Source organism: Nitratireductor sp. GISD-1A_MAKvit (assembly GCF_040819555.1).
GTDB lineage: Bacteria > Pseudomonadota > Alphaproteobacteria > Rhizobiales > Rhizobiaceae > Nitratireductor.
Genome location: NZ_CP161920.1, coordinates 2491057 through 2504025 on the forward strand (window position 1 = coordinate 2491057; position 12969 = coordinate 2504025).

The 12969-nt window shown below is 61.9% G+C and carries 11 protein-coding genes and 1 pseudogene; 9 read left to right on the forward strand and 3 right to left on the reverse strand.

From position 1 onward, the window contains the following. Nucleotides 1–108: 108 nt before the first annotated feature. From AB2N04_RS13125 to AB2N04_RS13135, 3 genes and pseudogenes are all read left to right on the forward strand, one after another. Complete coding sequence (locus AB2N04_RS13125) at nucleotides 109–474, forward strand: hypothetical protein (RefSeq protein ID WP_367714889.1); 366 nt, start codon at nucleotides 109–111, stop codon at nucleotides 472–474. Between the two features lie 160 nt (nucleotides 475–634). Continuing rightward, the gene (locus tag AB2N04_RS13130; RefSeq protein ID WP_367714890.1) at nucleotides 635–2203 is read left to right on the forward strand and encodes a trimethylamine methyltransferase family protein; all 1569 of its coding nucleotides are present in this window, start codon (nucleotides 635–637) and stop codon (nucleotides 2201–2203) included. Nucleotides 2204–2231: 28 nt separating this feature from the next. Beyond that, nucleotides 2232–4797, forward strand: a pseudogene (locus tag AB2N04_RS13135) (FAD-dependent oxidoreductase). Here AB2N04_RS13135 and AB2N04_RS13140 read toward each other — a convergent pair. Both AB2N04_RS13140 and AB2N04_RS13145 read right to left on the reverse strand, forming a co-directional pair. Then, the gene (locus tag AB2N04_RS13140) at nucleotides 4794–5501 is read right to left on the reverse strand and encodes a phosphate/phosphite/phosphonate ABC transporter substrate-binding protein (RefSeq protein WP_367714891.1); all 708 of its coding nucleotides are present in this window, start codon (nucleotides 5499–5501) and stop codon (nucleotides 4794–4796) included. The pseudogene AB2N04_RS13135 and the gene AB2N04_RS13140 sit on opposite strands and share 4 nt — an antisense overlap. A 39-nt stretch (nucleotides 5502–5540) precedes the next feature. Then, nucleotides 5541–6548 (reverse strand): fatty acid desaturase, encoded by a 1008-nt coding sequence (locus AB2N04_RS13145; protein WP_367714892.1) that lies wholly within the window; start codon nucleotides 6546–6548, stop codon nucleotides 5541–5543. Nucleotides 6549–6734: 186 nt separating this feature from the next. On the opposite strand from AB2N04_RS13145, the gene AB2N04_RS13150 reads away from it, so the two are divergent. The 4 genes from AB2N04_RS13150 (at nucleotide 6735) to AB2N04_RS13165 (ending at nucleotide 11253) form a co-directional block, all read left to right on the forward strand. After that, complete coding sequence (locus AB2N04_RS13150; RefSeq protein WP_367714893.1) at nucleotides 6735–7586, forward strand: helix-turn-helix domain-containing protein; 852 nt, start codon at nucleotides 6735–6737, stop codon at nucleotides 7584–7586. A gap of 95 nt (nucleotides 7587–7681) precedes the next feature. After that, nucleotides 7682–8719, forward strand: a complete 1038-nt coding sequence (gene bmt, locus AB2N04_RS13155; RefSeq protein WP_367714894.1) for a betaine--homocysteine S-methyltransferase — start codon at nucleotides 7682–7684, stop codon at nucleotides 8717–8719. Nucleotides 8720–8783: 64 nt separating this feature from the next. After that, nucleotides 8784–9584, forward strand: coding sequence for a polysaccharide pyruvyl transferase family protein (locus AB2N04_RS13160; protein WP_367714895.1), 801 nt, complete (start codon nucleotides 8784–8786; stop codon nucleotides 9582–9584). 259 nt (nucleotides 9585–9843) lie between these two features. Further along, on the forward strand, nucleotides 9844–11253 hold the full coding sequence (locus tag AB2N04_RS13165; RefSeq protein ID WP_367714896.1) for an MATE family efflux transporter: 1410 nt from the start codon (nucleotides 9844–9846) through the stop codon (nucleotides 11251–11253). Here the strand turns inward: AB2N04_RS13165 and AB2N04_RS13170 are convergent. Next, nucleotides 11219–11698 (reverse strand): hypothetical protein, encoded by a 480-nt coding sequence (locus tag AB2N04_RS13170; RefSeq protein WP_367714897.1) that lies wholly within the window; start codon nucleotides 11696–11698, stop codon nucleotides 11219–11221. The genes AB2N04_RS13165 and AB2N04_RS13170 overlap by 35 nt on opposite strands. A gap of 234 nt (nucleotides 11699–11932) precedes the next feature. On the opposite strand from AB2N04_RS13170, the gene AB2N04_RS13175 reads away from it, so the two are divergent. Continuing rightward, the gene (locus AB2N04_RS13175) at nucleotides 11933–12550 is read left to right on the forward strand and encodes a hypothetical protein (RefSeq protein ID WP_367714898.1); all 618 of its coding nucleotides are present in this window, start codon (nucleotides 11933–11935) and stop codon (nucleotides 12548–12550) included. Continuing rightward, nucleotides 12432–12965: a DUF1176 domain-containing protein gene (locus AB2N04_RS13180; RefSeq protein WP_367714899.1), complete on the forward strand. Its 534-nt coding sequence runs from the start codon at nucleotides 12432–12434 to the stop codon at nucleotides 12963–12965. The genes AB2N04_RS13175 and AB2N04_RS13180 overlap by 119 nt, the downstream gene beginning before the upstream one ends. The last annotated feature ends 4 nt before the right edge of the window (nucleotides 12966–12969 follow it).

Sequence of the window (12969 nt, forward strand, 5' to 3'; positions counted from 1 at the left end):
CATCATGCCGCACCTTACCAATGCGCCCGGCAGGTCGACAAGCATGTCGGAGAACCACAAGCACACACGTCTTGTATCCATGCTCACGAAATCACGGGAGTGGCACGAATGAAGCTGATTGGAAGCCGCGATTGCGGCAATTCCCCCAAGAACCGCCGTATCCAGGATCTTGCCGTTGCGCTTTTGGCAGGTGATGAAGCCACCTTGTCGCGGCTGCTGGAGGAGCAGGCGGTCTGGGAGATTGCGGGCGATGGCGTGTTCGTGGGGCGAAAGGCGATCATCGCCGCTTCCGGCAAGCCTGCCATTGCTGCGATCACGGTCAACCACGCGATCTCGCACGGCCGTTCGGGCGCTGCCAATGGCCACCTGCGCTGTAAAAGCGGCGACGAGATTGCCTTCTGCGACATTGTGGAATTTGGCAGCGCAAAGGGCACAGCCGTTGCCAGGATCACCACATTGCGTGTGCCACTGTGACCGGACAAGGCAAGACGGGCACGTAGATCGCTCCGCTCCTGATCCGGCGAAAAGGCCCGCAAGGATGTCGCATCTCTGGCGGTAGGCGTCGTCAGCCCGGCGCTCAGACCAGACTTTTGGCTCCATCATGCGCACCAGTGCAGCAGTCACGAAGGTGCCCATGACGCAGAACCTCGCAACCGCTGATCCCGGCTCCACCCGCTCAAGGCGCGGCGGGCGTGCAGCAAAACGCACCGGCATATCCGGTTTCGAGCAGCCGCCCTTCCGCCGTCTCGTCAACCCGTTCGAGCCAGCACGCATCGTCTCCGACGACCAGCTTGAAGCCATACACCTGGCCTCGTTACGCGTGCTAAGCGAAATCGGTGTCGAAGTGCTTCACGATGAGGCGCGTACGATCATGAAGGCGCATGGTGCCGATGTGCGGCCCAACACGCAGCGCGTTCATTTCGACCCCGACCTGATCCTTGAGCATGTCGCTCACTGCCCGTCGGAATTCGAGGTGCATGCGCGCAATCCGGCCCACAATCTGCACATGGGTGGGAACAGCCTCATTCTGGCGCAGATGGCATCTGCTCCCAATTGTTCCGATCTCGACCGCGGCCGCAGGCCCGGCAATCAGGAAGACTTCCGAAACTTCCTCAAGCTGTCCCAGATGCACAACATCATCCAGTGCCAGGGCGGGTATCCGGTCGAGCCGGTCGACATTCATCCCTCCATCCGGCATCTGGAATGCCTGCGCGACATCGCCACCCTCACCGACAAGGCCTTTCACATCTACTCGCTGGGTCGGGAGCGCAACCTCGACGGTCTTGAGATAGCCCGCATCGCACGCGGCGTCGACGCCGATCAGTTTGCCCAAGAGGTGTCCTGCTTCACCATCATCAACACCAATTCGCCGCTTCGGCTCGACGTGCCGATGATGGAAGGCATCATCCAGATGAGTCGCCATGGACAGGCGGTCATTGTCACCCCGTTCACGCTGGCCGGCGCCATGGCCCCCGTCACGATCGCCGGCGCGGTGGTGGAGCAGAATGCCGAAGCACTTGCCGCAATCGCCTTTTCCCAGATGGTTCGCAAAGGCGCGCCCGTCGGCTATGGCGGTTTTAGCTCCAATGTCGACATGCGCTCGGGCGCTCCCGCCTTCGGCACGCCTGAATACATGAAAGCGCAACTTCTAAGCGGGCAACTCGCCCGGCGCTATGGCATTCCCTATCGCAGCTCCAATGTCTGCACCGCCAATACGGTCGATGCACAGGCCGCCTATGAAAGCACTTTCTCCCTCTGGGGCGTCATTCAGGGCGGTGCGAACATGGTCAAACACGCCGCCGGATGGCTCGAAGGCGGGCTGTGCTGCTCCTTTGAAAAGATGATGCTCGACATCGATCTTCTGCAGATGGTGGCCGAGTTTCTCGAACCGCTCGATCTCTCAGAAGACGCGCTCGGGGTCGATGCCATCCGCCAGGTTGGCCCCGGCGGGCATTTCTTCGGTTCCCCGCACACGCAGGCGCGCTACAAAACCGCCTTCTATGCCCCGATCATTTCCGACTGGCGCAATTACGAGACCTGGGCGCAGGCCGGCGCTCCCACCGCCATCGATCACGCCAACCGGCTCTGGAAGGAGCGGCTTGCGATGTACGAACCACCCCCAATGCATGAAGCCATTCGCGACGAGCTGAATGAATTCGTCGAGCGCCGCATCCGCGAGGGCGGTGCGCCGACGGATTTCTAGTTATGATTCCGAAAGCGGGTGCAACTTAATGAAATCGCATGCAAAAGCAGTGGTAATTGGTGGCGGCGTGGTCGGATGTTCGGTGCTCTATCACCTTGCCCGCGCCGGCTGGAGCGACGTCATGCTGATCGAGCGCTCTGAACTGACCTCCGGGTCTTCCTGGCATGCTGCAGGCGGATTTCACACGCTCAATGGCGATCCCAACGTTGCGAAACTTCAGGCCTATACGGTCCAGCTCTACCGGGAAATCGAAGAGCTTTCCGGTCAATCCTGCGGCCTCCACCTGACCGGCGGCGTGATGCTGGCCGACAGCCCCGAGCGCATGGATTTTCTCCGCCTTGCCCACGCCAAGGGCCGGTACCTCGGCATGGAGACCGAGCTGATCACCCCGTCCGAAGCCAAATCCATGTTCCCCCTGATGGACGAGCGCCATTTCGTCGGCGCCCTGTGGGATCCGGTTGAGGGCCATCTCGATCCGTCTGGCACCACCCATGCCTATGCGAAGGCCGCTCGGAAACTCGGTGCCGAGATCGTGCTCAGAAACCGAGTCACGGAACTTACGCAAGCCATTGATGGAACGTGGAAAGTCGTCACCGAGCAAGGCACGGTAGAAGCCGAGCACGTGGTCAATTGCGGAGGCCTTTGGGCGCGCGAAGTGGGCCGTATGGCGGGCCTCGAACTGCCGCTTCTGGCCATGGAGCACATGTATCTCCTCACGGAGCCCATGCCGGAAGTGGAGGTTTTCAACCGCGAGACCGGCCGCGAGATGATCGGCGTCATCGACTTCAAGGGCGAAATCTATACGCGTCAGGAGCGCAACGGCATCCTGCTCGGCACCTATGAGAAGGCCGCCCGGCCATGGGCGCCACGCGAGACCCCCTGGGATTTCGGCCATGAACTTCTGGAGCCGGACATCGATCGCATCGCCCCTTCCCTCGAAGTCGGGTTCCGCCATTTCCCGGCGCTGGAAAACGCCGGCATCAAACAGATCATCAACGGCCCTTTCACCTTCGCACCCGATGGCAATCCGCTTGTCGGTCCCGTTCAGGGCCTGACCAATTACTGGGTCGCCTGCGCGGTCATGGCCGGGTTCAGCCAGGGCGGCGGGGTTGGCCTTGCACTCGCCAACTGGATGGTCGAGGGCGACCCCGGCTTCGATGTATGGGGTATGGATGTTGCCCGTTTCGGCGAATGGGCAAGCCTGCGCTACACAAACGCCAAGGTGCGGGAAAACTATTCCCGCCGATTCTCGATCCGCTTCCCCAATGAAGAGCTGCCCGCCGCCCGCCCGGCGCAGACAACGCCGCTCTACGACATCATGGTGCGCGACAACAATGCGGTGATGGGCGATTCCTGGGGGCTGGAAACGCCGCTCTGGTTCGCGCCACAAGGCACCGAGCCAAAAGACATTGTCTCCTTCCACCGGTCCAATGATTTTGCGCCTGTCGGGAAAGAAGTGCGCGCCGTGCGCGAGCGCGTGGGCATCACCGAGATCGCCAATTTTGCAAAGTATGAGATTTCGGGCACCGGTGCGCGGGCCTTCCTCGACCGTCTGATGACCAACCGCCTGCCGAAGCCCGGCCGCGTCGTCCTCTCTCCCATGCTCAATGAATTCGGCAAGCTTATCGGCGACTTCACAATCGCCAATCGTGGTGCGAAAGACGGCGCCAACCGCTTCATGATCTGGGGTTCGTCAGCCGCGCAGATCTACCATATGCGCTGGTTCGAAAAGCACCTGCCACGCGACGGCACGGTGCATCTCCACCGCTTCGATCAGACCCTTGTCGGCCTTTCGCTCGCCGGCCCGCTGTCCCGCGCCGTTCTCGAAAAGCTGGTCGACATCGATATTTCGAAAGATGCCTTTCGCTTCATGAATTTCCGCGAGATGGCCGTCGCCGGCGCGCCCTGCATGGTCAACCGGCTCACCTATACGGGCGACCTCGGCTATGAGATCTGGATGCCGCCGGCCCTATCAGCGCCAGGTCTATACGGCGCTCAAGGGTTCAGGCGCCGAATTCGGCATTGTCGATTTCGGCATGCGCGCCCTGCTCTCGATGCGGCTTGAAAAGAATTTCCCGACCTGGTTTCGCGAGTTGCGCCCGATCTACGGTCCCTTCGAAGGGGCCATGGAGCGCTTCGTCAAACTGGATAAGGGCGATTTTATCGGTCGCGAGGCCGCGCTGCGGGAGAAGCGGAAGGGACCACGCGTAAGCCGTGTTTCCTTCATCGTCGATGCCGACGACGCCGATGTGATGGGCGACGAGCCCATCTGGGCAAAGGTCGGCGAGCGGGATTTCGGCACCGTCGAACCGCCTCACGGCTATGGTGCCCCCCGCTTCGATGCCGCTGGCAGGGAAATCGCCAGGGCCGGCAACAGCATTGTCGATGGCGAATGGCGCGTCGTCGGCTGGGTGACCTCCGGCGGCTATGCGCATTCGGTCGAGAAATCCATGGCGCAGGGCTATGTACCTGCGGCCCTTTCACAGGACGAGAGCGCCGGCCTGTTCGAGATCGAGATTCTGGGCCGCCGCCGCGCGGCCCGCATCAATGCCGAGCCGCCCTTCGACCCCGCCGGCGATCGCATGCGCGGCTAGGAGAAAAGCACGGCTCGCAGCGACGCAATCGTTTCTTCGTCCGTCTTCCGGCTCGTCACATAGGGAAGCCCCAGACGCCGGGCCGTCCAGCCAACGACATGCAGGCCGTCGACGCCGGGCACGAAACGCTGAGCCATCGCCCAGCTGCGACAATCGACGGCACACACATCCGCCCGCCCGTCATGCACGGCTTCGAGGGAAGCGCGATGTCCGCCCGTTGACAGTTTTTCTGCAAAAATATCAATACCTTCTCCCGCCTCTTTCAGATCCTGAATCAGGGCAAGAAACCCTGACCGCGAGAGCATTTCATTATAGGCAAGGCGTTTGCCCCGCATGAGATCGAGCGGCAGAAGCGCGCGGCCATCCGGCGGCGCGGCAAGGCAGATCCTTCCCCCGTCGCGACGCATGACGAGCGCACTGGAGTAAAGCGTGCCCTCACCACCCTCATAGGCCGAATAGTCGGGCTGCCCGACCACACGCACATGTTCAGCCAGCCCAGCTTCCATTGGCCCCCAGCAGGTCTGCGCCAAAAGCAGATTCGGGCTTTGCCACAGCGCCTGCAGATCGCCGCTGCGTGTCAGCGCTTGGGGCGCATCGACACCGCACCCACGCAGGGCATCGCGCCAGCCCTGCCACAGGGCGTCAGTGTCCTGCCGGCACTCGGGCCAGTCATACATGGGAAGGGCGGCAATCCATTCGCTCATGCGTTCTTACCGGGTGCAGGGCGTGTCAAACGCAAGCGCTCACTCCTTCACCGGCCGTGCCGGCACGGGCACGGTCCCCTGGCCGCCGAGCCTGCGCCCGCGAGCACGTGGACGAAAACCGCGCGGCGTCTCCGGTAGACGTTTCAGCACCGGATGCGGCACCGGCTCCTTGGCCCGAAACGCAAAATCCTTCATGAGCGCCCAGTAACCGGGATAGCTGTAGCCGTCATTCATGGCGAGCCACTCCGCCCGCCTTGCCCGATAGAGTGCAGGCAGCCGGTACCAGGGCGCGGTCGGCACTTTGTGATGAACCAGGTGCAGATTGTTGTTCAGAAACAGCAGCGATAGCGCTGAGCGTTCCACGATGATGGTGCGCCCGTCCGGCCGTTCCGACCACTGATGCTCGGCAAAGGTGCGCACCGAGATCAGCGATTGTCCGAGCCAGGCCGGCACAAGGATGTAAAGCCACAGCGGCATGCCGAACCCGTAGGCTATGACGGGCAGGACCACCGCCAGCCCTGCCCCGTGCATGAGCCAGGCTTTCCGCACACCATGCGCGTTTTTGCCAAGAAGCTTCAGTTCGGAGGCCACAAAGCCGGCATTCATGATTGCCGGTCCCAGAACGAAGCGCCCGATCATCGTGTTGTTGATTTCAAGCGCCCGCCGCACCCAGCCGGGCAGTTCCTCGTATTGCCAGAGTGCCCTGTAATAGCTCTCCGGGTCCTCGAAGGGGTCGGTCAGGCGTTCATCCGCATGATGGCGCAGATGCAGCGCCTTGAAGCGGCGATAGGGATAGACAAGCCCGATGGGCAGAAACACCAGCGCTTCGTTGAAGGCCGTTGAGCGCGTTGGATGCCCGTGCAGACATTCATGCATGAGCGAACTCTGCAACGCGATGGTCAATGTCAGGAGCGCCAGTGCTGCCAGCGGCCAGTCCGGCCACAGGGCAAATCCGGCCACTGCCCAGGCCGCATAACAGGCGATGATCAGGGCAAGGGTCGGCCATTCCATTGCCGCGCGGCCCCTGCCCCGGCTTCTGGTTGTCATATCCATTCTGTTCCGATTCTGCGTCGCCGGGGCCTCATCACCCGGCCCGGCGGCGCGTGCTTGATCCTGACAAAACTTTGTCAGGGGTTCGGAACACACGCAATGCGAGAATGCGCACTATTCGTTGACAACGCGCACCATACCCATCATTTGTTTATCAAGCGCAACATTCGTTTTGGATACGATATGAACGGGCCTGGTATCGACAAGCGCGATCTATCTGGCACATTCCGGGAGCGCCTGAAGGCCCTGCTTCAGCGCTCCGGGCTCAATCAGTCGGCCTTCGCAGCCGCCGTCGGCATAGACCGCTCGGCCCTGTCGCAACTCCTCTCCGGTGCCTCCACACGCCTTCCGCGTGCCGAGACGCTCATCAACATTGCCGCCGAGCACAAGGTTTCGCTCGACTGGCTGCTCGGTCTCAGCCAGGACGAGGGCATCACCGGAGACCTGCGTGAAAGCCTCGAAATCGCCGAAGCACAGGGCGGGTTCGACGACACGCTGCTCGCCCGATGGCACGCCGAAGCCGTGGGCACCAAGATCCGCTATGTGCCCTCGGGCATACCGGACCTGCTGCGCACGGAAGCCGTCATCCTCTACGAAGCCGAAGCCATGCCGCAGCGCCGCGCGACCCAGATCAGCGAGGCCCGATACCGCGTCGACTACAACCGCAGGCCCGAAACCGACATGGAAGTCTGCATGCCGCGCCAGACGCTGGAACTGTTCGCCAAGGGCGAAGGCGTGTGGCGCACCCTGCCCGAGCAGGTGCGGGCCGAGCAGATCATCCACATGGCGCGCCTGCTCGACGATCTCTACCCCACCTTCCGCCTTTTCCTGTTCGACGGGCGCAGGCGTTATTCCGCGCCATACACCATCTTCGGCCCCTATCGTGCAGCCCTTTATATGGGCGGCATGTATCTGGTGATCAGCTCCACCGGCTCCCTTCAGCGCCTGACCCGCCATTTCGACGGGCTCATCCGTGATGCCGAGGTCAACGCCCACGAGGCAGCCGATTTCGTCAGGAGCCTCAGACTCGGGTGAAATCTCTGGATTGACGGATATAAAGAATTCTTTATATCCTCGTTCAAAGAACGCAGGCACACCCGTCAGTCTCGACCCAATGGAAGGCATCCCCGATGCACCAGCCGGCACCCGACAATCCAATCGATGCACTCATTGCACAAAAGGGCATCCTTCTCGCCGATGGCGCGACGGGCACGAACCTCTTTGCCATGGGGCTGGAATCGGGCGAAGCGCCCGAACTCTGGAACGAGGATGCGCCAGAAAAGATCGAGGCTCTGCATCAGGGCTTTGTCGATGCCGGCGCCGACATCATCCTGACCAATTCCTTCGGCGGCACACGTCACAGGCTCAAGCTGCACAACGCACAGGACCGCGTCTTCGAGCTCAACAGAAAGGCGGCGGAGATCGCCTGCCGCGTTGCCGGCATGGCGGAGCGTCGTGTCATCGTCGCAGGTTCTGTCGGTCCCACCGGCGAGCTTCTGGTGCCGCTTGGTGCCCTCACCTATGAGGAAGCGGTTGAAGCCTTTGCCGAACAGATGGAGGGGTTGAAAGCAGGCGGTGCGGAAGTCGCTTGGATCGAAACCATGTCCGCCCCCGATGAAATACGCGCCGCAGCCGAAGCTGCGATCCGGGTGGGCCTGCCCTACACCTATACCGGTTCCTTCGACACCGCCGGCCGCACCATGATGGGCCTTGCGCCAAAAGACATTCACGCGATTGTCGACGACCTCCCCCAGGCTCCGGTCGCGGTCGGCGCCAATTGCGGTGTCGGAGCGCCCGACATTCTGGCCTCCCTGCTGGATATGACTGAAGCACGTCCACATGCCACGGTGGTGGTCAAGGGCAATTGCGGCATCCCCGAATTCCGCGGCACCGAGGTGCATTATTCAGGCACGCCGGAACTGATGAGCGACTATGTCCGGCTCGCAGTCGATGCAGGGGCAAGGATCATCGGTGGCTGCTGCGGCACGTCATTCGCGCATCTGGCGGCCATGCGCACGGCACTCGACGAACATCAGCCCACCGGCGCCAGGCCGGACATCGACGAAATCGTGGCGCGGGTGGGGCCGTTGCGCAACAGGCCCGCTGCCCACAGTGGCGCCGGGTCCGCAACACGCCGGTCGCGACGCTCGCGCACAGGCGACCACTGATCCCTGCCCCCCTGCCCCCAACCCCATTTGTGGCGTATAACCGTTCTCATATGAACAAGTCCCGATGGCTTTCAGCGTGTGCGAGGGTGTTTTGTCGAGACCCATACGACTCTACTGGTGGCGTGCGCCGCAGGGCAATTTCGGCGACGATCTTTCTCCGATCATTGTAAGCCACCACGCCCGCCGCCCGGTGGTGCATGCGGGTATCAAAACCTGCGACATGATTGCGGTCGGCAGCCTTCTCGGCGATTTCACGAAACGGCGCTGGCAGCGCATCCTGCGGCGCCCGTTGCGCCGCACACATGTCTGGGGAACGGGATGCTTCGGGGATGTTTCAGGGCTTTACCGCCACATGATTGTTCACTGCGTGCGTGGTCCACTGACGCGTGATCTCCTGCGTGTCGACGCCGCCACGCCGCTTGGCGACCCGGCGCTGCTTCTTTCCCGCATGATGGAAAAACCCAAAAAGCGCTATCGCTGGGGCATCATACCTCACATCCATCATCAGCAGGCCCCGGCGATCCGGGAACTCGCCAGGCTGCCCGGCGTGCATCGGATCAATCTCGCCTCACCCGACACGCTTGAGATAGCGCGCACCATTGCAAGCTGCGATTTCATCCTGTCTACAAGCCTGCACGGCCTCATCGTCGCCGATGCCTTTGGTGTTCCCAATGGCTGGATGCACCGGGTCGGCGAACCGCTGGACGACTGGAAGTTCCGGGATTATCTCGCAAGCGTCGGGCGCGACATGTCACCAGTGGACCCTCCACTCGATCTTGCCGCACTCGAAACCTCGCTAACGGCAGCCGCCCCGGGCACTGTTTCGGCGCTTGCCGACAGTCTCGAACGGTCATTTCCCTGCTAGGCAGACGGCGGAGGACACTTCTCCAGCCGGATGGATGAGAAAACGACAACCGGGCGTTTTCTTCGCTGCAGCGACAAGCGAACCCGCATGCGCATCGCACCTCTCCTGCATCAGCCGATACAAAGCGGATCTGGACCAAGACTCCCTTCTTGCCTGACCGCCATGCTTCGCTAAAAACGATGCTTCGCCGAAGGCATCCTCCTTCCGCGAGTGATTCTGGCTGGCGTCGAGTTTTCCGCCCGCCACAAGGGTAGACGACATGACGGTTATTGCTCCAGGCGCCCGCGTGAGCGCCAATCCATGGACCGCCGAGGCGCGGGCAATGCTCGCGCTTGCCTGGCCAATGGTGCTCACCAATCTGGCACAGATTGCGATGACCACGACCGATGTCATGATGATGGGTCGCCTTGGGCCGGACGCGCTCGCTGCCGGCACGCTTGGCTACAATCTCTATTTCGCACCGCTCATTTTCGGCCTAGGCCTTCTGCTTGCCACCTCGCCCATGATGGCGAGCGCGCTCGGTCGCAAGCTTCATTCGGTGCGCGATGTGCGTCGCACCGTGCGTCAGGGGCTGTGGCTTTCAATTGCCGTGTCCGTTCCCATCTGGCTTCTGCTGTGGCAGTCCGAGGCCATCCTGTCATGGATGGGACAGGAGCCGAAGCTCGCGACCATCGCCGGCAGCTATGTGCGCACGCTGCAATGGGCCGCCCTTCCCTTTTTCGGCTACATTGTCCTGCGCTCCTTCATCTCGGCGCTGGAGCGACCCGGCTGGGCGCTGACAATCATGTTCATCATGGTGGCCTTCAACGTGCTCGCCAACTGGTGCCTGATGTTCGGAAATCTCGGTTTTCCGGCGCTGGGTGTGCCCGGCTCGGGCATTGCCACGACACTGTCCAGCACATTGATGTTCCTTGGTCTCGTTCTGGTGGTCTCCATCGAACGACAGTTTCGCCGCTTCCAGCTTTTCGGACGTTTCTGGCGCTCCGACTGGCCGCGCTTCTTCGAGCTGATCCGCCTCGGCCTGCCAATTGCCGGGTCGATGACCTTCGAGGTCACGATCTTCAACGCCGCAGCCCTTTTGATGGGGCTCATCAGCGCCCCGGCACTGGCAGCCCACGCCATTGCCATTCAGATCGCCTCGATCAGCTTCATGGTGCCCATGGGGCTGGCGCAGGCGGCAACCGTTCGTGTCGGTCGCGCATTTGGCGCTCAAAATCTCGACGGCATCACCCGCGCCGGCTGGACCGCCTTTGTCATGGGTGTCGGCTTCATGGCACTGATGGCGCTGTTGATGGTGACCATCCCCAAACCGCTGATCGGCGCATTCATCGACCTCCGGCTACCGGAAAATGCCGAGGTCGTCGGGCTTGCAGTCACCTTCCTCGCCTTTGCCGGCCTGTTCCAGATATTCGACGGTGCACAGGCTGTCGCGGCAGGCATGCTGCGCGGCCTGCACGACACGAAGGTTCCGATGATCTATTCGCTGTTCGGCTATTGGGGGCTCGGCATGACGTCAAGCGTGGTCCTTGCCTTCGTGCTCGGCATGAAGGGTCCCGGCATCTGGATTGGCCTTGTAAGCGGTCTCGCGATCGTCTCGGTGCTGCTTTACGTGCGCTGGCTCAGGCGCGAACGTCTCATGCCCTGGCTTCACCAGCCCCGCGCGGTCTGACTGCGCCGCGCTTGGCTTCGTCGATGAGCATGTTCGCCACCTGCATGCGCGTCATGGCGTTTGCCCGCAGATGCTCGGGCACACGGTCGGGATGATTGCGGAAGGCGAATTCGCGGCGTAATCGGTCAAGAAGCTGCGGCTCCACCGACTTGTGCAGGCCCAGCTCGCGCGCAATGTCCTGCGGATCGGTAGAGGGCGGCGGCGGTGGCGGCACCTGCTTTTTTCTGGTCTTTTTGGGCTGCTCTACCGTCTCTTTCTGGTGCTGGCCATATTCGGCCTGCACCCGCCGGTCGGTGAAGTTGATGCGCCCCGAATGCAGTTCCTCGGCAACAGACAGGTAGTCGAGCGAGTTCAGGCTGGCACCGGCACCGCTCAGGCGCTCGGCCTCCTCATCGATCAGTTCGTCAAGCAGGGCCGCGAAATCGCGGCGACCGTCAATGGCCATCTCACTCGTTCCGGTTCGCGCCCGGAGCCCTGTTCATTCAGACATACCCTGTCGAGCCTTAGCCCGCCGGGGTTAAGAAACCTCTCTGAAAATTCATTCTAATTGAAGCATTTGCAGAATGCACGCAGTCCGGCTCCGTGCCATCATGATCCGGGCTTGCCGGGCCTGCTATCATCAATGCGAATCACCGCTCCCCGTGCCACATTCGGCGCCGGTCCAAGCCAGGAGGCCCTGATGAAACCCGCCATTTCGACAGCACTCATCCTTGCCGCACTGCAAGCCCCGGCGTTTGCCCAAAGCCAGCCCTATCTGGATGACCGGTCCACGCCTCAGGCCCTGCTTCAATCGCTCTACAACGCCATAAACCGCAAGGAATATGCGCGCGCCTACGATTATTTCGCCACCCCGCCGGCTGCCAGTCTCGACGCCTATCAGGAAGGCTATGCCGACACGGAGCATGTCGAGCTCGTTACCGGTACCGCGAGCTCCGAAGGTGCAGCCGGCAGCAGCATCTATTCGCTGCCCGTCGCCATCCGCGCGCATGCCAGCGATGGCAGTGAGCGGGTGTTCGCCGGTTGCTACACACTGCGCCTGTCCGACCCGCAAATTCAGGGCTCACCCTACAAGCCACTCCAGATCGAGAACGCCGAAATGAAATCGGCCAGCGGAACCCTGCGCGATGTCCTTCCCGCCAGTTGCGGTGATGGTTCTCCCGATGGGGGCCGACCCCGTTTTGGCCAGGGCCCAAGCGCTTTTCTCGTCCCTTTATGGGCCTGTCTGTCCCCAGGCGCAGGAACGGGAAGAAAGCGAGCAGGTCGAGAGTTACACGATCCCGTTCAATTATTCCCATGAGAGCCTCGACACACCGAAGCACGAAGCCCGGCTCTTCCGCTTCTATTGTGCAAGCGGCGCCTATAACGAGATGCACACCTACATTCTGGCAGACGAGGATGGCCGCCTCACGCCGCTCCAGTTCGCTGCGCCCGAAACAAGCGTGCAATATGAAGACGGCGACAGCTCCGGCAAGGTCGAGGATATCCGCATCGTCGGATACACCGCCAGAGACACGATGTTGAACTCCACATACGACGCCGACACGCTGACACTCACCAGCTACAACAAATGGCGTGGCCTGGGCGATGCCTTCTCCGCCGGCACGTGGATCTTCCGCGAAGGAACCTTCACGCTCGTGCGCTACGATGTCGATGCATCCTACGATGGCGAACAGGATCCGGTCACCATTCTCGACTATCATACGGGGCCCTGAGGCC

Bases quoted from the DNA above. Each gene is read 5' to 3' on its own strand.
- AB2N04_RS13125 (WP_367714889.1), top strand. From the start codon at position 109: ATGAAGCTGATTGGAAGCCGCGATTGCGGCAATTCCCCCAAGAACCGC.
- AB2N04_RS13130 (WP_367714890.1), top strand. From the start codon at position 635: ATGACGCAGAACCTCGCAACCGCTGATCCCGGCTCCACCCGCTCAAGG.
- AB2N04_RS13140 (WP_367714891.1), bottom strand. From the start codon at position 5,501: ATGAGCGAATGGATTGCCGCCCTTCCCATGTATGACTGGCCCGAGTGC.
- AB2N04_RS13145 (WP_367714892.1), bottom strand. From the start codon at position 6,548: ATGACAACCAGAAGCCGGGGCAGGGGCCGCGCGGCAATGGAATGGCCG.
- AB2N04_RS13150 (WP_367714893.1), top strand. From the start codon at position 6,735: ATGAACGGGCCTGGTATCGACAAGCGCGATCTATCTGGCACATTCCGG.
- bmt (WP_367714894.1), top strand. From the start codon at position 7,682: ATGCACCAGCCGGCACCCGACAATCCAATCGATGCACTCATTGCACAA.
- AB2N04_RS13160 (WP_367714895.1), top strand. From the start codon at position 8,784: ATGGCTTTCAGCGTGTGCGAGGGTGTTTTGTCGAGACCCATACGACTC.
- AB2N04_RS13165 (WP_367714896.1), top strand. From the start codon at position 9,844: ATGACGGTTATTGCTCCAGGCGCCCGCGTGAGCGCCAATCCATGGACC.
- AB2N04_RS13170 (WP_367714897.1), bottom strand. From the start codon at position 11,698: ATGGCCATTGACGGTCGCCGCGATTTCGCGGCCCTGCTTGACGAACTG.
- AB2N04_RS13175 (WP_367714898.1), top strand. From the start codon at position 11,933: ATGAAACCCGCCATTTCGACAGCACTCATCCTTGCCGCACTGCAAGCC.